The organism is Tabrizicola piscis, assembly GCF_003940805.1.
In the GTDB taxonomy this organism is placed as follows: Bacteria; Pseudomonadota; Alphaproteobacteria; order Rhodobacterales; family Rhodobacteraceae; genus Tabrizicola; species Tabrizicola piscis.
In genome coordinates, this window is the sequence record NZ_CP034328.1 from 2,527,504 (window position 1) to 2,546,320 (window position 18,817).

At 59.9% G+C, this 18,817-nt stretch carries 21 protein-coding genes and 1 pseudogene; 8 read left to right on the forward strand and 14 right to left on the reverse strand.

The window, feature by feature from the left end:
• Window positions 1–3: 3 nt before the first annotated feature.
• The gene (locus tag EI545_RS12355) at window positions 4–912 is read left to right on the forward strand and encodes an SMP-30/gluconolactonase/LRE family protein (protein ID WP_125325751.1); all 909 of its coding nucleotides are present in this window, start codon (window positions 4–6) and stop codon (window positions 910–912) included.
• A gap of 90 nt (window positions 913–1,002) precedes the next feature.
• Here the strand turns inward: EI545_RS12355 and EI545_RS12360 are convergent, their stop codons facing one another.
• A complete protein-coding gene (locus EI545_RS12360; RefSeq protein WP_125325752.1) occupies window positions 1,003–1,668 on the reverse strand; it encodes an SDR family NAD(P)-dependent oxidoreductase in 666 nt (221 codons plus the stop codon).
• A gap of 102 nt (window positions 1,669–1,770) precedes the next feature.
• On the opposite strand from EI545_RS12360, the gene EI545_RS12365 reads away from it, so the two are divergent.
• Window positions 1,771–2,664: a LysR family transcriptional regulator gene (locus EI545_RS12365; protein WP_164517289.1), complete on the forward strand. Its 894-nt coding sequence runs from the start codon at window positions 1,771–1,773 to the stop codon at window positions 2,662–2,664.
• 55 nt (window positions 2,665–2,719) lie between these two features.
• Here EI545_RS12365 and EI545_RS12370 read toward each other — a convergent pair whose 3' ends face one another.
• Window positions 2,720–3,130 (reverse strand): DUF4260 domain-containing protein, encoded by a 411-nt coding sequence (locus EI545_RS12370; RefSeq protein ID WP_125325754.1) that lies wholly within the window; start codon window positions 3,128–3,130, stop codon window positions 2,720–2,722.
• Between the two features lie 101 nt (window positions 3,131–3,231).
• On the opposite strand from EI545_RS12370, the gene EI545_RS12375 reads away from it, so the two are divergent.
• Entirely contained in the window at window positions 3,232–4,104 is an 873-nt protein-coding gene (locus EI545_RS12375; RefSeq protein ID WP_216842442.1) for a LysR family transcriptional regulator, read from the forward strand.
• Between the two features lie 56 nt (window positions 4,105–4,160).
• On the opposite strand, the gene EI545_RS12380 is transcribed toward EI545_RS12375, so the two are convergent.
• A complete protein-coding gene (locus tag EI545_RS12380) occupies window positions 4,161–5,174 on the reverse strand; it encodes an AraC family transcriptional regulator (RefSeq protein ID WP_125325756.1) in 1,014 nt (337 codons plus the stop codon).
• Window positions 5,175–5,277: 103 nt separating this feature from the next.
• Between EI545_RS12380 and EI545_RS12385 the strand changes: the two genes are divergently transcribed.
• Window positions 5,278–6,156, forward strand: coding sequence for an NAD(P)H-binding protein (locus tag EI545_RS12385; protein WP_125325757.1), 879 nt, complete (start codon window positions 5,278–5,280; stop codon window positions 6,154–6,156).
• Between the two features lie 49 nt (window positions 6,157–6,205).
• Here the strand turns inward: EI545_RS12385 and EI545_RS12390 are convergent, their stop codons facing one another.
• The 6 genes from EI545_RS12390 to EI545_RS12415 all read right to left on the reverse strand — a co-directional run bounded on the left by EI545_RS12390 (window position 6,206) and on the right by EI545_RS12415 (window position 10,380).
• Complete coding sequence (locus EI545_RS12390; RefSeq protein ID WP_125325758.1) at window positions 6,206–6,805, reverse strand: alpha/beta hydrolase; 600 nt, start codon at window positions 6,803–6,805, stop codon at window positions 6,206–6,208.
• Between the two features lie 37 nt (window positions 6,806–6,842).
• A complete protein-coding gene (locus tag EI545_RS12395) occupies window positions 6,843–7,775 on the reverse strand; it encodes a ring-cleaving dioxygenase (RefSeq protein WP_125325759.1) in 933 nt (310 codons plus the stop codon).
• 77 nt (window positions 7,776–7,852) lie between these two features.
• On the reverse strand, window positions 7,853–8,047 hold the full coding sequence (locus EI545_RS21835) for an MFS transporter (protein WP_216842443.1): 195 nt from the start codon (window positions 8,045–8,047) through the stop codon (window positions 7,853–7,855).
• An 88-nt stretch (window positions 8,048–8,135) separates the two neighbouring features.
• The gene (locus tag EI545_RS12405) at window positions 8,136–9,158 is read right to left on the reverse strand and encodes a hypothetical protein (RefSeq protein ID WP_125325760.1); all 1,023 of its coding nucleotides are present in this window, start codon (window positions 9,156–9,158) and stop codon (window positions 8,136–8,138) included.
• Entirely contained in the window at window positions 9,155–9,415 is a 261-nt protein-coding gene (locus EI545_RS12410; protein WP_125325761.1) for an acyl carrier protein, read from the reverse strand. Before EI545_RS12410 ends, EI545_RS12405 begins: the two co-directional genes overlap by 4 nt.
• Entirely contained in the window at window positions 9,412–10,380 is a 969-nt protein-coding gene (locus EI545_RS12415) for a cytochrome P450 family protein (protein WP_164517290.1), read from the reverse strand. Before EI545_RS12415 ends, EI545_RS12410 begins: the two co-directional genes overlap by 4 nt.
• A gap of 713 nt (window positions 10,381–11,093) precedes the next feature.
• Here EI545_RS12415 and EI545_RS12420 point away from each other — a divergent pair.
• The 3 genes from EI545_RS12420 (at window position 11,094) to EI545_RS12430 (ending at window position 13,387) form a co-directional block, all read left to right on the forward strand.
• Complete coding sequence (locus tag EI545_RS12420; RefSeq protein ID WP_125325763.1) at window positions 11,094–12,125, forward strand: HWE histidine kinase domain-containing protein; 1,032 nt, start codon at window positions 11,094–11,096, stop codon at window positions 12,123–12,125.
• Window positions 12,100–12,465 carry a response regulator gene (locus EI545_RS12425; protein WP_125325764.1) on the forward strand — a complete coding sequence of 122 codons (366 nt, stop codon included), beginning with the start codon at window positions 12,100–12,102 and terminating at the stop codon, window positions 12,463–12,465. Before EI545_RS12420 ends, EI545_RS12425 begins: the two co-directional genes overlap by 26 nt.
• A gap of 529 nt (window positions 12,466–12,994) precedes the next feature.
• Window positions 12,995–13,387 carry a hypothetical protein gene (locus EI545_RS12430; protein WP_125325765.1) on the forward strand — a complete coding sequence of 131 codons (393 nt, stop codon included), beginning with the start codon at window positions 12,995–12,997 and terminating at the stop codon, window positions 13,385–13,387.
• Between the two features lie 193 nt (window positions 13,388–13,580).
• Here EI545_RS12430 and EI545_RS12435 read toward each other — a convergent pair whose 3' ends face one another.
• On the reverse strand, window positions 13,581–14,198 hold the full coding sequence (locus EI545_RS12435; RefSeq protein WP_125325766.1) for a ferric reductase: 618 nt from the start codon (window positions 14,196–14,198) through the stop codon (window positions 13,581–13,583).
• A gap of 5 nt (window positions 14,199–14,203) precedes the next feature.
• Window positions 14,204–14,692 carry a peptidase associated/transthyretin-like domain-containing protein gene (locus tag EI545_RS12440; protein ID WP_125327456.1) on the reverse strand — a complete coding sequence of 163 codons (489 nt, stop codon included), beginning with the start codon at window positions 14,690–14,692 and terminating at the stop codon, window positions 14,204–14,206.
• Window positions 14,693–14,955: 263 nt separating this feature from the next.
• On the opposite strand from EI545_RS12440, the pseudogene EI545_RS12445 reads away from it, so the two are divergent.
• Window positions 14,956–15,117, forward strand: a pseudogene (locus EI545_RS12445) (C4-dicarboxylate ABC transporter); the annotation flags it as partial.
• A 266-nt stretch (window positions 15,118–15,383) separates the two neighbouring features.
• Here the strand turns inward: EI545_RS12445 and EI545_RS12450 are convergent.
• The 3 genes from EI545_RS12450 to atzF form a co-directional block, all read right to left on the reverse strand.
• The gene (locus EI545_RS12450) at window positions 15,384–15,689 is read right to left on the reverse strand and encodes a hypothetical protein (RefSeq protein WP_125325767.1); all 306 of its coding nucleotides are present in this window, start codon (window positions 15,687–15,689) and stop codon (window positions 15,384–15,386) included.
• Between the two features lie 164 nt (window positions 15,690–15,853).
• Window positions 15,854–16,912: a helix-turn-helix domain-containing protein gene (locus EI545_RS12455; protein ID WP_125325768.1), complete on the reverse strand. Its 1,059-nt coding sequence runs from the start codon at window positions 16,910–16,912 to the stop codon at window positions 15,854–15,856.
• A gap of 8 nt (window positions 16,913–16,920) precedes the next feature.
• The gene (gene atzF, locus EI545_RS12460) at window positions 16,921–18,723 is read right to left on the reverse strand and encodes an allophanate hydrolase (RefSeq protein WP_125325769.1); all 1,803 of its coding nucleotides are present in this window, start codon (window positions 18,721–18,723) and stop codon (window positions 16,921–16,923) included.
• Between the last annotated feature and the right edge of the window lie 94 nt (window positions 18,724–18,817).

The following is an 18,817-nucleotide window of genomic DNA, read 5'->3' on the forward strand; positions in this document are numbered from 1 at the left end:
AACATGAGCCTTCGCCTCGCATTCACTTTTGCGCTGTCGATCGCAGTGCCAGCAGCACAAGCTGACACTCTGCGCACCTTGGCCAGCTTTCCGTCTGGAACATTCCTTGAAAACCTTGCGGAAGGCCCGAACGATACGCTTCTGGTCACCAGCTATCTGGATCGAACCGTCTTGTCTTGGGACGGAACAACACCCCCGGTTCCACTGGCCAACCTTGATGTGCATCCTGTAGGCATCGTGGTCCGCAACGACTTGATCGTGCTGTCAGTGCATGGCCAAGCCTTCACGACCGGCCCTGCCTTCACTTCAACCAACGCCTTCGTCATCCTTGCGCCTGATGGCACCCTGACCAACAGCATCCCTGCGCCGGAAGCCTTGTTCCTGAATGGGCTTGTCGAGGTTGCGCCCGGTCTGATCCTTGCCGCGGATTCATTGGCGGGCCGGATCTGGCAACTTGATATTGCCAGCGGTACGGTGACCGAATGGCTTGCCGATCCATTGCTTTCGCCTGACCCTGCCGCAGCAGACCAACGTCCGGGCGCAAACGGGCTGAAGGTGCATGACGGCTGGCTCTATGTCTCAAACTCTTCGCGGGGCGCGCTGTTCCGTGTGGCTCTTCGTGGCGCTAGGCCGGAGGGATCGCTTGAAGTGTTTGCTCAGACCGGTCCCGTTGACGATTTTGCGTTCTTGCTTGACGGCACAATTGCGGCGACATCCCATGGCGCGTCGCTGATCGGCGTTGATAGCAGTGGTGCCGTGTCGACCCTTGTTGCCACGGGCTGCGACGGATGCACGTCTGTTCTGCCGTTCGGTAAAGAAGGCGAGTTGGTCATCCTGACCACTGGCAATCTTCTGGAAGGCGGAACCGATCCTGCGCGGATTCTTTCGATCGCGTCGCCAGTCGCAGACTGACGGTTCGATGAAGACTGGTGGCCATCAGGGATCATGAACACCCCCTAGTCAGGCGCTGGGGTGGCCATGATCCGATCCGGCGGTTTTCGGTCAGCGGCCATCAAACACATGCTCGACCACGGCGTCGGCACGAGTGTGCATGGTCCAATACGCATCGGAAATGGCCTCGGGATCGAAAGCTGTGCCTGAGGCAACCTGTCCGGCGATCGTAACTGTGCCAAGCCGTAGATTGCGTGCTGCAAAACTGGGCGCGCTTGCGTACACAAATCCGCGAAGGGCGGACTTGACTGCGGTCAGAACTGGCACCGCTGCGCCGTATTGGGGCGCAAGCGCCAGCCCGCCACCAGTCAGCAAGATGGTCCCTCCGTCGCCTGCCGCCATTGCTGGGGCGGCTGCTTGTATTGCTGTCACTGCGCCGGTGAGACCGAGGCGAAGCTGACGGTCGAACTCATCAACTTTGATATCGAGGGCGGCTGTCTCATCCCAAAGCGCGGCGTTCCAGATCAACACCGACGGGCGGCCGTGTTCGGCAAGGATGGTGGCAATCACGCTTCGCACGGCCCCATGGTCGGACAGGTCGGCCGGGTGGGTCGTGACCGTTGCACCCCCTGCAATCATCGGCGCAGCAATTGCGGTCAGACGCACAGAATCGCGCGCAATCATCGCCACGCGGTAGCCTTGACCGGCGAAGCGGAGGGCGACGGCAGCGCCAACGCCGGGGCCAACGCCGGCAATGATGGCAAGTGGGAGGGTCATGGCATTTCCATTCTCATTGGTTGCATCGAAGTTAAACTTGGGTTGCTGTTCCGAAACTTCTATTCACTGGAACAAATTCCATAAATCCATATGGTGAATAACGTGAGCTTCGACCTTAACCTTCTTCTGACCTTCGAAGCCTTGGATCTGGCGCGCAGCGTGTCCGGCGCAGCAAGGCATCTGGGCCTAAGTCAGCCTGCGACCAGTGCCGCCCTGTCGCGCCTGCGTCGCGCATTCGGCGACGATCTTTTCACCTACGCTGGCGGCTCGATGCAGCCGACTCCGATGGCACGACGTCTGGCACCCGGAATTCACTCGACCCTTGCTGCGATGCGAGGCCTTCTGGAAGCCGAGCGACAGTTCGTCCCCGAAGTCGCGCGCACTTCATTCACCGTAGGGGTCACCGACTACGCCAGTGCCGTCATTGCCCCCCGCCTGATTGCCCGTCTGGCCCTACAGGCGCCGGGCATCGATCTGCGGCTGCAGGCCTATGACAAGGCGATGGTGGGGGGCCTGATCGACGGTGGTGTCCTTGACATAGCCATCGGGTCATTCGCGGATCCGCCTGATCGGTCTGTCGCCACCGTACTTTTCGGTGAGAGCTTCGTCGGTGTTGCCCGGTCGGAACATCCAGCGCTTGCCGCCCAGTTGGACGCCGCAAGTTTTGCATGCCTCGACCATGCGCTCTTCACCTTGGGGCGGGACGGCCGCGGTGCGGTTGATGATGCACTGGCCGCAATCGGATTGGAGCGGCGGGTGCGCGTGGCGCTTCCACATCTGATGGCACTGCCTGAAATCCTTCGAGCGACGGACTTGGTTGCCGCTGTCCCCAAACGCGCTGCAGCACGCTTTGGTGCGGGGCTTTCACTTTTCAGCTTGGACTTTCTTGGGTTGATGCCCTGGACAATGCATATGCTGTGGTCTCCGTCAGCACGAAAAGACCCAGCGAATGCCTGGCTGCGCGAGAGCGTCAAGGAACTGTGCCTAACCCTGTGACATGGCGCGACGGGATCAGGGTCCGCTTCGGCTGACGGTCTTGCTGAGCACCGCTTCAGCCCTTTCCTGAAAATGCGGTGCCGAGATGGGTGTGTTTGAAATCGTCGGTGTATTTCAGGCCATATCCGACGGCCCGGTCAAAGCCGATGTGCGCCATCCAGATGAGGCCAACCGCAACGGCAAATGGCGCAACGAATGCCAGACCCATCCCGATCAGCGCGAACGGCACGATCGTGGTGTGCCCAAGGTTGTACATCCAAGCTCCAACACGCGTGCTGTGGAGATAACCCAGCATGAAGGCATCAGGCGCAAGGAAGAGAAGCGCGTACAGTCCCCATCCTGACCCGGTCTGCGCATAGGCCACCGTCGCTGCGGCCAGCAATGCCAGACCCTCAGCGCGCAGGATCAGGTTGGGTGCGTCGCGGACGACACCGGATGATGCTGGGGATGCGGACAACGTGGACATGGGGTGCTCCTTTCAGACGCGTCAACTCGATGCCCTGAAGCTACATCACGGGCAGCCCCAACACGATTGTCTAACCGTGACTACAAGCATAGAAAGATTTGATGAACATTCGGTCTTCCAACTGGGAACTCTTCGCGGCCTATCTGGCAGTTTGCCGGACAAGCAGCCTATCCGCCGCAGCCCGCAGCCTTGGCTTGTCGCAACCGACCGTGCGGCGCCAGATTGAAGCCTTGGAAGCGTTGGTCGGAACGACACTCTTTACCCGCTCTGCCGCCGGCTTGGTTCCACTGGAGGGACATCTCTCCCTAATGGCCGAGGCCGAGGCCATGGAGTCAGCGGCGCTGGCATTTGCCCGTCTGGCGTCAAGTTCGGCAGATGACGTGTCAGGCACGGTCCGCATTTCTTGCAGCAACGTCTACGGCGTGGAGATTCTTCCGCCAATCCTGGCAGAGCTTCAGGCCACTTGGCCAAAGCTTGAGATTGAGCTGGCCTTGACGAACGACATCGCCAATCTTCTGCGGCGCGATGCGGATATCGCAGTCCGACTGGCGCGTCCCGAGCAAGCAGCTCTCGTCGCCCGAAAGGTTTCCCCGATGCGGCTGGGCTTCTTTGCCGCCCCGCAACTGGCAGAGCGCGTCCGTGGCATGGATTTTGCGGCCCTGAGCGCAACGGGCCTGATGATCAGTCAAGACCGGCTTGACACCATTGCTGCAGGGCTGCGGCAGCTAGGCCTGAAGCCCCCAACGCGTACCGTGTTCCGATCAGATGACGATCTCGCCCAACTCGCGGCAATCCGGAGCGGCATCGGGGTGGGTATCTGCCAGATCGCCATCGGTCAGAAGTCCGGATTGGTGCGGATTCTGGAAGACCTTGCTCCAACCTTTGACGCCTGGGTCGTGATGCATGAAGACCAAAAGCGCCTCGCGCGGGCGAGGGTCGTTTTCGATGCCTTGGTAAAGGCCCTCGACCGTTAGTCAGTCTTCGAAGAGGACGCTGTCATCCGAACCGACCCCCGGATATTGGGTGAACATCAGCGTACATCCGGCCAAAGTCGTGTGATCAAGTTGGAGGCGTTTCGACCTCTGCGGTGGATCGGTCGGTCCGACGGTTCGAATTGGGTCGTCTCGTCAGGGGTTGTCGTTGGACCTCGGGCGTAGCCGCGCGGGGAGGAGCCAGTTACGCGCTTGAAGGCGACAGCAAAAGCACTTTCGGAGGCATAGCCGACCTCTTCCGCAATTTGAGCGATGGAACGCTCCGTACGGCGCAATCGATCAGCGGCAAGCAGCATGCGGAACTGCGTGAGATAGCCGATCGGCGTCAGCCCCGAGATTCGTCGGAACCGAACCGCGAAGGCGGTCCTCGAGAGGCCGGCATGCCCCGCAAGCTCTTGCACTGTCCATGGCCTGGCCAGATCGCCGTGCATCGCCACTGTCGCTTGCAAAATGTGGCGGTCGGCCATCGTGGCCAGCCATCCTCCTGCCCCGGGCGGCGCGTTTTCCAGATGGCAGCGCATGACCTGAACCAGCACGAAATGCGACAGATGGGCGATGGACAGCGCCCCACCTGGACGCGGAACCCGCAATTCCTCGGCAATCCGATCAAGCGACCACTGAACGGCTTCCGTTTGCGGGCCTGGCCGAACCCGCACGACCGGCGGCAGCGTACCCAAAAGGATCCCGGCAGCCGGACCGCACAAAAGAAAGCGGCTTCCTGTCATGTAGAAGTCGCCGCCACCGCCATAGACCGCCGTACTGCCGTGCGGGATCGGGGCATAGATCGTCTCGGCATCTTCGCCAAAGCGCGCCTTGCGCGCCGAAAGCAGGAATGGCCGCCCCTGCGGCAGGATCACACAATCCCCTGCTTCAAGTCGCATAGGGTCCGCGACACCCTCGACCGCAAGCCAGCAACTTCCCTTCAGGACCGCGTTGCATTTCAGCCCCTCATGACGACCGAACTGGATCGACCAGTCGCCGCCCGCGTCCAGCCCGGCCGCCACGCAGTCTTGCGGACGCAGGAGCGAGATGATGTCCGACAGGGGGTCCATAGCGGCATTCCTGAACGATGGCGAAATCTATTCGTACGCTGGCTGATAGCACGTTCCATTTTGCGCGGTAAGTATCGACCACGACAAACAGCGGAGATGCCCCATGATCCTCATCACCACGCCTTCGGGCGACATCGGCTCGCGCGTTCTTCAGAACGTGCTGAAGGACCGGCAGGACGTGCGGGTGATTGCCCGCAATCCCTCAAGCTTGCCGGAGAGTTTACGGCACCGCGTCGAGGTTGTTGAAGGTTCCCATGCAGACCCCGACGTGATCGGACGCGCCATTTCCGGCGTCGAAAGCGTCTTCTGGCTGCCGCCCGGCAGCCCATCCAGCCCGAGCGCGGAGGCCGCCTATGTGGAGTTTTCCCGGGCCTTCTGCGACGCCCTGCCTGCCTCGAGCGTCACGCATGTCGTAGGTATTTCCGCCTTGGGCCGCGGATGGCCGAAGCCTGCCGGCCTGGTGACGGCAAGTCTGCAGATGGATGACATGATCGGCAGAACCGGGGTGAACTACCGGGCCCTGACCTGCGCCTCGCTTATGGACAACATCCAGCGTCAAGCCGAGCTGATCCAAGCCGACGGTGTTTTCTACCAGCCGACGCCAGCCCGCCTCAAGATGCCCCATGTAGCGAAAGCAGATGTCGCCGCGGCGGCGGCAGGCCACTTGCTCGCATTGGACTGGCAGGGCGTGGGTGAGGTCCCGTTGATGGGTCCGGAAGACATCTCCTTTGAGGAGATGGCAGAGGTAATGTCCAGCGTTCTTGGCCGGCCTGTTCGCTATGAGGAGATGCCGATGGAACAGTTCGCCGGGATGATGGCGGCAATGGGCGCGAGCGATGGCATGGTCCGTGCCTACGTCGACATGCTCACCGCCAAGAATGAGGGAATGGACACGGCAAGACGACCTGCTGCGCGAACTGGAACGCCGACGACGTTCCGGCAATGGTGCGAGATCGAACTCTGTCCTGTTGTGGCGGCTTGATCGCAGCGCGAGGACCTGTCCCGACGTGACAACAAGGCACCCACGGCGCCTATCTAAGGAACCCTGTAAGGGCTACCACTTCGTCTTGCCTTATCTCATGGCCGCCCTCATGCAGGATCGCGGTCACTTTCGCCCCCTCCATCTTGTAGTAGTCTGCCAACGCTATCGTCAGCGCCAAGGGGCAGATCGGATCCTTGCGACCGCCGGTGATCAGAACCAACTGCCCTTTAAGGCCCGGATTTCCAGCAGGTTTCCATGGGATTAACGGATGAAGCAGGGCCACCCGGTCGAAAAGATGGGCATGTTCGAAGGTCATTGCGGCAAGGATGTTAGCGCCGTTCGAGTAGCCCACTGCATAGGCCTCCCGGTCTGGATGTGCTGCACGTGTTTCTGCTACGAAAGATGCCATGGCGGCACTGCGGTGTGCGAGGTCTGCCATGTCAAAGACCCCTTCACCCGTGCGGCGAAAGAACCTGTTTGCCCCACCTTCAGACACGTCACCTCGGGGAGCGACAAGCCCTGCGCCCGGAAGAATGTCTTGGACCAACGGGGCAAATTGGGTCTCGTTGCCACCTGTTCCATGAAAGGCAAAAACGAGTGGCGCGTTGCCGACGGGCGGGGTGACGAAGGCGTGGTAGGGTGCGGGCATGCTTCTGACTTTCAAGGATTTGAGCGAGCTGAAGCGGTCAGTCGATGATTGGGTCCAGATAGGTTTCGAGTTGGGCTCGCAGTCTTTCATGTTGTTCCGGGAGCTTCAGCGCCTCGCCCAGATGGTCGACAGGCTCATCCCGGTCAAAACCCGGTTCGTCGGTGGCGACTTCGAACAGGACCCCACCCGGGCTGCGGAAATAGATTGCCCAGAAGTAGTCGCGGTCAATGACAGGAGTGACCTGATAGCCGGTGTCGAGCAGCGACTTCCGAACCAGCAGCTGGGCCGCCCGGTCAGGGACAGAGAACGCGATGTGATGCACCGATCCGGCCCCTTGACTGGCCCGCGGCAGCCCAGGCTGCACATCGATATCGATGAAATTCGCGCCATTGCCAATCTTTGCGCGATAGCGAGTCAAAGAGCCTTCGGCCTCGATGACCTCATATCCCATGAAGGCAAGCAACTCACCTGTCTCTGTCCCGTCACGCAGTCGAAGGGTAGCGCTGTGAAACCCGCGCACAGCCTCGTCCTGTTGGACGCCAGCACCGACCCAGCCCTGACGAGGATCCTCTTCGACTTCGACCAACGCAAAGGCATCGCCGTCCGGCGCTTTGAAGGTCAGTCGGCGTTCGCCGAAGCGGGTTTCCTCGACCAGACCTTGGACACCCAGCTTTGCAAGTCGGTCCTTCCAGAAGGGCAGGAAACCCTTCGCGACGGAAAACACGGTTTGTGATACCTCGCCGCTGCCTGGGCGGCCGGGGGCGGCCTGGCGGAACGGGAAATAGGTCATCACCGTGCCGGCGCTTCCCGTCATGTCTCCGTAGTACAGATGATAGGTGTCGGGCTGGTCGAAGTTCACCGTCTTCTTGACCCGCCGCAAGCCCAGCGTGTGGGTGAAAAAGTCGTTGTTCTTCTGCGCGTCGGACGCGATCGAGGTAACGTGGTGAAGCCCGTGGACGTGGTGAGTCATGGCGGTTTCCCTGTTTTTCAATTTGAAGCCTTGGAGGTTAGGAGTTGGTTGGCAACGGGCAAGTCGTGCACTGCGCCTTATTTGCCCCTTGGCCCAATAGAGAGCAGGTGTCGGCCTGTCGGATAGGCTCCACCCGCCGTCTCAGCCATCAGCGCAGCATGCAGGTCGGCGTCCGAATGGGTTGCACGGCGATGCTGGCGAAGGTGTTCAGCCCAGGATTCGGTCATGAACCAATCGAGGATCACATCCGGGTCAGCGGCATCCTCTACCACGCCCCAGTTAAACGCGCCGTCGCGCAGACGGGCGGGGCGGGGGCGCTCACGTCACTTGAGAAGCTGAGTGCCCAGATGCAGGACAGGGCTATTCGAGAAATCTGGACGCGGCGCTGAGCCTGACCCTCGTCCAAATTCTGGAGATGGACTTTCGCAAAATCCCGTTCTTGGGCAACAAGGTGCCAGGCGATCCGCCGACGTTAGGTCCCCTCGCCGAGGTGTCGTTCGGAATTGCCGTCAAGTCAGCCTCATTCCACGCGCCAATGAAATCGCGGAGATCCGATGCGCTTGCCGAGAACGCCCCTTCAAGCAAGTCCGGCAGACGCCCCATGCGCTGCACTTGCCAAAGGGAATTGTGGTCTTTGCGTCCCGCAATCGGGATCAGATGCGAATTGACTGCCACCGCAGCGCAATGGGCCGCATGCGCATCCACGACATGGTCAGCGCTGTAGACAAAGACCAATTCGGTGCCTTTGGTCTCGTCGCAAGCGCACAGTGGGTCAAAGGCGGAGCGCATCGCCTCGCGCCTCAGGATCCGCAGCGTATCGTCGATCAAACGCCCACCGAAAGACAGGCCGCGTCGAAGCCCGCCGAGTTTGGCAAATCGAAGGGCCGGTAAACCGCCACCGCTGGTTCCCAGCGCTATAGTGTCGGCATAGCCACTCCTGATAGGCGCAGTGACGCGTGCCAGTTCCCAAAGCGAGCGGTGTCCATCCCAAATGCCGCTTCGATAGTGGCTCCTCATTGGATCATACAGCATCAAAAGATCGGTGTTTCTTGGCAGTGCCTGAATGATGATTGGCAGCGGCATCATCAAACGGGATGCTGCACCTGTAAATCCAATAAGCAATCGTTGCCGAGATGTGCTGGCCGCCGAATAGAGACGGGCATATGGCATCGATAACTCGCAGCGCAAATCCGAAAGCACCGCGGCCGCACTCAAGGCCTTCATGGAAAACGACCGCTGAACTGCGTCGACAAGGTCGGTATGGCCAGACCGTCGGATGGCATCGGCAGCATCCATGAATTCGAGCGGCGTCGAGTAATTCTCCAACGCGTTGAGTTGTTTGGCTACCTGCTCCCGAAGCGAAAGCTTGGCAGTCCCTGTCATGGCTTGGCTTGAACTGCGCGCGCCACCACATCAACAAGGTCGCAAAGCGTCGTCGTGGACGCAATTGACGCCGGTGGAAGGTCGATACCGAATTCATCTTCAAGCTGCATGATTATCTCGTATGTTGCCAAGCTGTCGATGTCCAACTCGGACAAATCAAAGTCCCCGCCCGACAGGGCAAGTGAAGCCAACGACGGGCGATCGAGCAAACCACTGGTCTTATCAAGGGCAGCAATGACTGCTGGTCGGACGTTCATACTGGGTACCCTGACAGAAGTCGGGAAGGTGGAGATTTACGTGCAGTAAAAACCAATGGAATGTCGAAGACATCATTCTGCGCAAGGGCGAATTCCGTGGTCGTCAATTGGATCTCCAGCTCTGCAAGCACATCGGCCACGCATTCCCATAAGGCCAGCGACAAGGGCCGCCCAAGGCACAGATGTGGCCCTACACCAAAGAAATGCCGCCGATCCGCTGCGGGGCGGCCGGCCAGGCTGTCTAGGCGGCACTCAATCAATGCCCCTGCCGACACTGGACAGCCGGCGACAGTCTGGGCAAAGCTGGATATCCGGCCGATCGCCGGCAGGCCAGTGTGTGTTGGTATGCTCGGCAACCGCCGCGCATTGACCTTTTGTTCGCCCAGACTGGCAAGATGATGGTGCAGCGAAAGGCCCAGCGTTCCGATCAGGGCATCGCGGCCCATGACGAATTGTCCGACCCTTAAGGCGTGCAGTTCTATCGGTTCATTGGGAAAAAGATCATTTGCCTGCACAAATTGTTGTTTCAGCATTGCCTCAAGGCGTCGGCGCGCCGCAACCCCCAGATTGGAACTGAAGATGCTGGGCATGCAGGAAGGGTCGCCTTCCGGCCGTGGAAGACCGGTGAGCTCTTCCATGAACAGGTCGACGACCTCGGAAACCATGCGGAAAAGATCGACATGTTCTGAGCCGTCAGTCCCAAGCGTTCTCACCACCACATGGCGGATGCGAGTCGTGGCGCGGGCGAGCTTGGCCGCTCGGTCTTCGGCAAGAAAAGCTGCAACCTTGCGCCGCAGTTCGGCATGTTGCGGACCGTCGATCCAAAGAGGCAGGTGCCGCATGACGGTCAGCGTGGCCGACAGATCGATCTTCAGCCTGTCCGCCAGGGCCGCGATAAAATCGACATGGGGGGTCACCCCGAACCCAGACCCCGCCAGCACGCCGATAGCATCATCGCCCAACACGACCACGGCCGGTTGCGCGGGATAGCCGCGCGCAGGGGTAGTGTCGGATAGGTCAAATGAAAGAGGCATTTCCTATCTCACATTCCGAAAGATGCTAGCAAAACACTCATCGTCTATAGGGTCGCCTCTCCCCGCATTCAAGCGTCTTGCCGGGCCCCGATCACGTGACCGCCAATCCTATAGCTGACCGAACAACCGCGAAGTGGATCTGGCGTTTGGCTCGTTGTTCGTCATGTTTTACAGGCTTGCTGCGCGACTGCCGCCCCGAGATTCAGGGCTCTTGCCCTCTCTATCTAGATGCATCTCCTAACAATTTCGGCTGGTGACCTCGGACGGTCAGCAGCCAATCCGCCGACGGCAGTCCGCCGGGAAGTGCATCGGCGCCGGTGTTGTTAGAACAGAAGGCTGCGCTGAGAGCGGGTTGGAGATCAGCGCTGTGAAGGCCATTTGTGACCCCCTGGAGGCTGGCATCTGTGACATCCAGGGGCCGCCGAAGACCTAGGAGATGGTGGCTTGCGCCAAGACTGATCTGTGTCTGCGTAGCAGTAAGGCCCCGCAAAACAAGGCCATTTTCCGCTAGGGCTTGTAGTTCTTCGCCTTCCTGGCCAGTGCGGCGGAGAAAAGCCAATCCCCCGTAAAATTCTCCTCAATTGGAACCTATCGCAGGTCAGAAAAGTTTGTCGTCACCCGACGCAGAAGAAGGATGCGCGAGCGTGAATATCGATGACCTTTACAGGCAGCTCCGATCCGGACATGTCCAAGCTCAGGGCATTGTCGATACAATCTCACATCCGCTTGTTGTCCTTGACGCAAGATTGTGTGTCCAGAGTGCAAATCGGACCTTTTTTGAGACCTTCAACGTTGACGGGTTTGAGACGATCGGCAAGCCGATTTACGAGCTCGGTACAGGTCAATGGGACATTCCAGAGCTACGGCGCCTACTTGGCGAAATCATTCCTCGCGCGACGGCTGTCATCGACTACGAAGTCGAAACCTATTTTCCTGATCTTGGCCAACGTACAATGCTGATTACAGCCCGCGCGATGACGCATTCCGGCGGTCCGAGAGGCATTCTGTTGTCAATCATCGACGCGACCGATCAGGTCCAGCGAGATCTCGCCAAAGACATATTGTACGGCGAAATGCGGCATCGCGTCAGGAACTTACTCACTATCGCCGAAGTCCTGGCGCGGACGACTACCACTGCGGGACGCACTGCAGAGCAGTATAGGGACACGTTTCTGGGACGTTTCCGCTCCCTCACGCAGGCTCATGAAATTGCCCTTGGGGGACCAGGCGGCTTGGGGCTGCGGCGGGTAATCGAGTGTATCCTTGCACCCTATACAACAGCCACGTCTGTACTCATCGAAGGCGGCCCTGAGGTCGACTTGGAATCTGCGAAGTTGGTTACGCTGAGCCTCGTGTTCCACGAGTTGGCCACAAATGCCGCCAAGTATGGCGCTCTTTCCGTGCCAGAGGGCCGGGTTGCCGTGCACTGGGAGGGCGGTGAAGCTGAGGGGGCGCTACGTATCCACTGGGTAGAAACTGGAGGACCGCCGGTGTCACCCCGAGTAAAAAAGGGTCATGGAACTATGCTCATCGCATCATCAGTCGAGTACACACTCGCTGGTCATCTGGACCAGCGCTTCTTGACGGAGGGTTTGCAAGTGGACCTGACGATCCCAATTCCCATGTGTCCAGCAGGAGGGGAGCAAGGCCATGCAAAAGACCGTGCTCGTAGTTGAAGACGAAGTCCTTATCGCAATGGACATGCAAGCAACGCTTGAGTGCTTGGGCTGGATCGTGATGGGACCGACACCGACCGTAAAAGGAGCGTTGGGTCTTATGGACCGAGAGCTTCCGGCGGTTGCAATTCTGGACATGAACCTTGGGCGCGAACTCGTGACGCCTGTTGCGGAAGCACTGAGAGATCGAGAGGTGCCATTTCTCATTGCAAGCGCCTGCGTTGACCCTGTGGCCTTGGGAGGTGCGGTCTTTGAAGGTGTCACCAACATTGGCAAGCCCTTCAACGAACGAGGTATTGCGACAGCTTTGGCGGCTCTGGATCTGCCGGGCCTGTCCTGACACGAACTCCCGGCCTTTTTCTGCACTAGCGTACTACCGACTTGGCCGTGGAAGGTTTTGTCCGCTGAGTTTGGGACGAGTTAGCTGCGGGATCCTAGGGCACGGTGCGGGGGCTATCTCACCGAGCCACGTGAGCATGACAGGTGCTGTCTGGAGTACTTTCTTAAGCGGACCTGCGACTAGCACCGTTGCATTTCCACATGCTCCCTTTTCCGCTACTTCAAGACGAGCCCTGAGATCATCCGCCCGGCGGTGATGCTCAAGCCCCCGTACCCTGCGTACAATCAGACCTGCACCGCCGCTCTCGCCAAGTGGCGCAGCCTTCCCGCTGGCCGACCGATAGCTGGGTCTGGGATGAGGGAGACTGGTTCACATTCGACTGACTGTACCGATCGGGTGGATTTCGCCCCTCGCGTTCGGTTGGAAGTTCTCGGCACGCGGCTCAGTTAGGCCGGCGGCCTTCATCAGGTAGTGCACCCGTTCCTCGCAGATTTCCAAGTTTGCACAAGAATACCAGCCAAAAACCTTAATGTTCCACCTTCTCGAACAAAATGCGGCCAGCTTTGGCAGCACAGTCAAGGCTACCTGTTTCCCACAATGGAGAACCACCATGAAGACGTCGTTTCTCGTTTCCGTCGGAGCCACCGTCGGTGTGCTGGCCGCGACCGCTGCAATGGCGTCGACGGTAACCACCGAGAATGGCAGGCCGCTATTGGTTGAAACCGAAGTATCCGTCGCGGTCTGTGGCGATGTCGCTTTCAGCACCGGGACGGATGCGCAGAGCTGGCATGATGCATTGGCCGCCAAGCGTGCCCATGATAGCGTCGTTCAGGCAAGCTGGCAGAATGCATTGGCCAACAAGCGTGCGAATGATCGCGCCGTCATCCTTGCCAGCGCCGAGCCCTGCGCCCTGACCAACTGATAGGTCCGCCTGACGGATGGGCTGGCAGGACGGGTAATGTCAGCGCATCCGTTCTGACCAAGCTACCAGTTTGAAGACGAAGAAACAGTTGCCCGGCAGGTCAAAGGCTCCAACGTTTCGAGCGCATCTTTTGGACACATGAACAAGTGTCTGTTCATGCAGTCCGCCCGGAAACGACCTTTGAACGCCTAGGCTACCGGCGAGTCCGAGATGCCTGAACCCAGACGCGCGCGATCACCTTGGCCGTCACCGCAAGGACCAGCACGCACAGTGCCAGTTTGGACAGCTGTTCCATGGTTCCGTCGATCAGCGCCGCGTGGACAACGCTTCCAACGACGATCACAAGGGCAAGCATCGTGTGGATAACGCGCCACAGGGCTGGCGTCAGGCGCAGTTTTCTTCGGAAAGCAACCAGAAGGCCCGAAGCGAAGACCGCCCACATTGCGATAACACCCCAAGCTGCGAACGGGGTTGGCGACGCAAAAAGGAGGGCATCAACCACGTCTGGCGGGCTAGTGATCCAGAGCGCAGCAACATGCATGATGACCAAAGCAACCAGGGCGACCCCGAGAGCGCGGTTAAGTCTTCTACCCCCTGCAGCGGTCAGGCCGGGGAGATAGCCACCTGCTGCCAATGGCTGCACCAGCAACAACGCCAAGGCGACGACGCCTGCCAAGCCTGCCACGATGTAAATCGGATCACGCCAGGCCAGAAGCGGGCTTACCGCCGAAGCATAGATCGGCAAACCTGTCGCTGTCGCCAAGGCAGCCCAGCCAAGCGTCGCTCGCACCACGGTCGTCCGGCGGCTCATGCTGATCAGGCTGGTTGCAGGACGAAATCCGCGTGCAGGGTCGTGTCGCGTGCGCTTTGCATGACCGGCCTGAGAAAGACCGTTTCAAACTCCGCGTCGTCATAGGCCAAGTGCCCATGCGCCTGACCGAATGCCGGCACGATCTGCGGCATTTCCAATCGGAATTCACCATTCGCGTCCGTCAGCGTAGCGCCGTGGCTGTGGGGGTCGCGCTCATGACCTTCCGTTGTGTGCGCCCAGATCTGGATGCGCTGGCCTGCCAACGGTGCACCATCGCCTGCACGACGCACAGTTCCCGTCATCCAGAAACCACCGCCGCCGATCCTGTCAACGATTGGAGCGCCAGGCAGGTAGTTATTGGAGCCGCCGCGCATCGACTGGGTGGGCGCAAGACCCTGCGCGCGGGCAAAGGGGACAAAGCCAGACGTGCCAGAGATGATGACAAAGCCCGCACCAACCAAAAGGGTCCGTCGAGTGATCAGTTGTTGATGCATTCCACTCTCCCACACCAAGCGCCGCGCTCGCGCCTATTCAACAAGGAAGCATAGAACCTTTTCCAATTTTGCCGAGAGGCAGCCTTGCAGGTTCAGATGAACATTTTTCACGGCTGCGTCAGAACGGGCGAAGTCAATCTCATTCGGTCTTGGAACAGCCGACAGTAAGTGCGTGAGCCCTGTTGCCGCGTCATCCTGATCCGCTGGGCCGCATCTTCGGCATGACCGCGTCGGGGGGGGCCTACTGGCGGCAGACCTGAGGCATGGGCATGTCGGTGGCGCAGCTTCCCGGTGGCGAGATCGTTTCGGCGATGGAGCGTGGCGTGATCGACGCGTTCGAGTTCAGCAACCCGTCGTCCGATAGCCGGTTCGGCGCGCAGGACGTGGCCAAGAACTACTACCTGTCGTCGTATCACCAAGCGTCGGCGTTCCTGACGCTGACCGGCTTTGTTGGCATTCTTTTGTGGTATGTTCCAAGGCTGGATCTGGGGGTGGTGATCGGCGTCACACTGGCTTTGGCGCAGGTCGATCTGTACTTTTCTGCAGGTGAGCGCGACAAGCGCTGACGAGCCGCCCCGACCGTTGACCGCAGCGGCGTGCGAACGCGATCAAAAGGCGTTGGCACACAGTTCCGCAGCCTGACCCCGGGACAGACCGAAGACGTCGGGACTGCGACCGCGTGTTCTGCACTTCAAGCCTGGCTTACTACACAGCGGACATAGCGGATCGGGGACGCGGGCGCGATGGCGCCGGTGTGGTTGGCATGATTGCGAGTGGTGCCGACGGGCAAGACCATCTCGGGCTCGCCATCGGCCAGACGCGCCTTGCCGACCTGGGCAATCAAGCGGTCGGCGACTGCGTCCTTCGGAAGGTTGCAGTGGATACCCGCGGCCTGCGTAGGGGAGGACCGCGATACGACTGCCCCCATCGCAATCATGGCGACCAGAAGCATGAAGGGTACGGCCAAGACCGACCGGCGTGTGACGATGTGTTCCATTGTTGGCCCCTTGATGAATTGGCCGTCGCATGCGCCGGCCGACATCGTTTAAGTCATCGTCACACGATAATCTGAGTGGGGTCGGTCGTCTGGACCGGCAACGAAACGCTCAGACGGATCGCGCAGGAGTTTCATTGCCTTTGCCACTCCGCCAGCATTGGCAGCTACGCACGGCGGCGGGAAATGACTTGCAAAGGCGACTCGCCGAATGCCGCTTTGTAAAAGCGTGTAAATCTACCCGGATTGGAAAATCCAAATCGCAGGGCGACTGCGGTAAGTGTGACCGCTGAATCGCTGGAACGAAGCGCCTCACGCGCGGCTTCAAGGCGGAACTGGCGAATGGCCAGCAGCGGTGTTGTTTCCCGGAATTTCCGAAACACAATCTGTAAAGACCGCACACTGCAACCGGCAGCGGCCGCAACGTCATGCAGTGCAATGGGCTCTTCTACATTTGCCCTGATATAGGCTTCGGCGCGCCGCAGAACCCCGGGTGCAGGGGCAAAGTTCGGTCGCTCAAGCTGGTTTGAGTAATTGTGTGTCAATGACCGCAAAAGGGCATAAATCAGGAGATCTGAAAAGGAGCGATTTGCAGCTTCGTTGCCCAGAAAGGTCGGCGTGGGTGCCTGCAGTTCGACCATCAACACGTTGACAAGGTGGCGAAGGACCATCAGATTTTCTTTATCCCATTGAAAAACAGGATAGAACTCTGGGTCGCCCGCGACCGGGGTGCCCAAAAGCGCTGAAAGCCGCTGTGTAAGGCTGGCCTGGGGTATCCAGATCGCAACGCGCTCTTGTGCGCCGGTTGAGGTCAGATCGGTTTCCGGAATCCCCCGGTAGATCAGTCCGAGATTTGGATCAATTGTATGCGCGGCCCTACCCTTTTCTGAAAAGGTCAATGCACCCTTGCCAACGATGGTCAGGCAGTAATCGGGAATACCAATACCGGTGATTGACATCTTGGCAGCAAGTTGGTCCGCAACAAAGGCAACCTCAAGTTCCCCTGCTTTGCTTGCCCCCCGGATTGAGACGTCATTTTCTGGTGCAAGCTGTCCAGCCGTTTTGCCCAGAATCGAATAGCGGATCCGGTGATACTCGGGTCTAAGGAAGTATGGGCGAAGTTGAGGCCAATAGCTTCCGCTTTCAAGTTCCTGAAGATCCCGAATGCTAGCAGTCTTGAAACCGCTGCGCGGGCTGCCGTCCTTGTCAGTCAGTATCCAGTCCATTCCAAGCTCTACTGCGCAATTCCGGAGCGCAGGAGGAACTTACGCCAGTCTGCCAAATCGGTGATATCCAGCGCACCTTCAGCGGCTTGGCTTTCGCAGATGAATCCGAAGACTGAACTTCCATCCGATAGCTGCACTGTCCCGATCCCAAGTGGCGCCGGGATCGTCTGCATGAAGCTACCGAAACAGGCGAGTGGCATGGCCCATAACTCCAGAGCAATCTCGCCACCCGCGCCCGGCGCAACGCGGATGAGGCCCGGCCGGTAGGGGGGGCCTCCGGGCAAGGCAATGAACCTGTAGTCCGCGCGTGTGCGGGCCGTGCCGGCAAAGGTCGCGCCGCGCGAAACCAACTCATGGTTCAACGGAAGGCCGGACATATGCGCGCCACACACGGCGATTGTGATCGTATCGGCAGGGGCGTCGGACAGAAGCGGTTGCTGGACGACCGGCCATTGCGTGGCGCCCAGCGTCCGGTCCCCCGCTGCTTCCAGTCTCAGCGCCACCGAGGCCAGAAGGTGATCTTGCCCAGCCTTGGCCAGCAGTGTCACGCCACCCGGACGCCCATCGCTGCGGGCGGGGGTCGGCACGGCGAGGCCGCACATGTTCAGCAAGTTGACGAAATTCGTGTAGGTGCCGAAGTTGGAATTGGGGGTTACAGGATCATCTTTCAGGTCCTGCACCGTATAGAACTTCGGGATCGTTGGTACACACAGAAGGTCAAGCCCGGCAAGCGCCGGTTCGGCAAGGCGTGCCAGTTCCTTCAACCGGTACATTCCGCGGAAGGCATCGGCGGCGGTCAAGCTTTCGGCCTTGCCGATGATCTTGCGGGTGACGGGCAGGATTGCCTCGGGGTCGGACTTCAACAGGTCTTCGACCACTGTATATCGCTCGGCGACCCAAGCCCCGTCGTAGAGCATGGCGGCGACGGCATAGAGCGGCGCAAAGTCCACTTCCACAATCACGGCAACCGAGGCGCGCAGGATGTTGACTGCAGCGTCGAAGGACGCTGACTGGACCATGTCGCCGAAGAACCTGATGCTTTCAGGGCTTGGGATACCGACTTTCAGGACCGTCGGCGCAGGCGAAAGGTCAGGCGCGGCAAAGGGGCGGGCAAAGGCATCGCCGGGGTCATAGGTGCAGGCCACCTGATAGGCGCGCCATGCGTCCTGCACGGTCAAGCCGAAGATCGACACGGTCTCGATGCTGCGGCAGGCGGGAACGACGCCGGTTGCGGACAGGGCACCCAGACTGGGCTTCAGGCCCACGATGTTGTTCAACGCCGCTGGCACCCGGCCAGACCCCGCCGTATCTGTTCCAAGTGCCAGCGTCACGATGCCCTGCGCCACCGCCACGGCAGATCCGGCTGACGACCCACCCGGCACAATGGCCGCATCCAACGCGTTCACGGGTACCCCGTAGGGCGAACGGACACCGACAAGACCCGTTGCGAACTGGTCAAGGTTGGTCTTGCCGATGCACAGTGCCCCGGCAGCCTTGAGCTTGGCCACGACGAAGGCATCCTGATCAGCCATGTAGGCAAAGGCAGGGCAGGCGGCTGTCGTTGGGCAACCCGCGACGTCGATATTGTCCTTGACCGCGAAGGGCACCCCCCAAAGCGGGCGCGTCGGATCATAGGGCCCCAGCGCCATCGCCGCTGCCAGCACCTCGTCCTGCGGGATCAGGGTGATGAAGATGGCCGGATCGCCCACCTCTGCAATCCGGTCATAAACTTGCTCCACGACACGCGCGACCGGCGTTCCGGCTGCATAGGCGGCATGCAGGGCCGGGATTGTCAGGGCTAAGTCAGTCACGGTCTGTCCTTTGTCGGGGTTCGTTCCAATCTCTGCCAAGGTCGCGCTTCAAAGCGCCGAATACAAATGCTAAGATTTCACAAAAGCGGTGCAA

Coding starts and splice junctions, on each gene's coding strand:
- EI545_RS12395 (WP_125325759.1), bottom strand. CDS start 7,775: ATGACTCACCACGTCCACGGGCTTCACCACGTTACCTCGATCGCGTCC.
- EI545_RS12425 (WP_125325764.1), top strand. CDS start 12,100: ATGCAAAAGACCGTGCTCGTAGTTGAAGACGAAGTCCTTATCGCAATG.
- EI545_RS12390 (WP_125325758.1), bottom strand. CDS start 6,805: ATGCCCGCACCCTACCACGCCTTCGTCACCCCGCCCGTCGGCAACGCG.
- EI545_RS12380 (WP_125325756.1), bottom strand. CDS start 5,174: ATGGACCCCCTGTCGGACATCATCTCGCTCCTGCGTCCGCAAGACTGC.
- EI545_RS12360 (WP_125325752.1), bottom strand. CDS start 1,668: ATGACCCTCCCACTTGCCATCATTGCCGGCGTTGGCCCCGGCGTTGGC.
- EI545_RS12405 (WP_125325760.1), bottom strand. CDS start 9,158: ATGACAGGGACTGCCAAGCTTTCGCTTCGGGAGCAGGTAGCCAAACAA.
- EI545_RS12430 (WP_125325765.1), top strand. CDS start 12,995: ATGTTCCACCTTCTCGAACAAAATGCGGCCAGCTTTGGCAGCACAGTC.
- EI545_RS12450 (WP_125325767.1), bottom strand. CDS start 15,689: ATGGAACACATCGTCACACGCCGGTCGGTCTTGGCCGTACCCTTCATG.
- EI545_RS12410 (WP_125325761.1), bottom strand. CDS start 9,415: ATGAACGTCCGACCAGCAGTCATTGCTGCCCTTGATAAGACCAGTGGT.
- EI545_RS12435 (WP_125325766.1), bottom strand. CDS start 14,198: ATGAGCCGCCGGACGACCGTGGTGCGAGCGACGCTTGGCTGGGCTGCC.
- EI545_RS12455 (WP_125325768.1), bottom strand. CDS start 16,912: ATGGACTGGATACTGACTGACAAGGACGGCAGCCCGCGCAGCGGTTTC.
- EI545_RS12370 (WP_125325754.1), bottom strand. CDS start 3,130: ATGTCCACGTTGTCCGCATCCCCAGCATCATCCGGTGTCGTCCGCGAC.
- EI545_RS12355 (WP_125325751.1), top strand. CDS start 4: ATGAGCCTTCGCCTCGCATTCACTTTTGCGCTGTCGATCGCAGTGCCA.
- EI545_RS12385 (WP_125325757.1), top strand. CDS start 5,278: ATGATCCTCATCACCACGCCTTCGGGCGACATCGGCTCGCGCGTTCTT.
- EI545_RS12375 (WP_216842442.1), top strand. CDS start 3,232: ATGAACATTCGGTCTTCCAACTGGGAACTCTTCGCGGCCTATCTGGCA.
- EI545_RS12440 (WP_125327456.1), bottom strand. CDS start 14,692: ATGCATCAACAACTGATCACTCGACGGACCCTTTTGGTTGGTGCGGGC.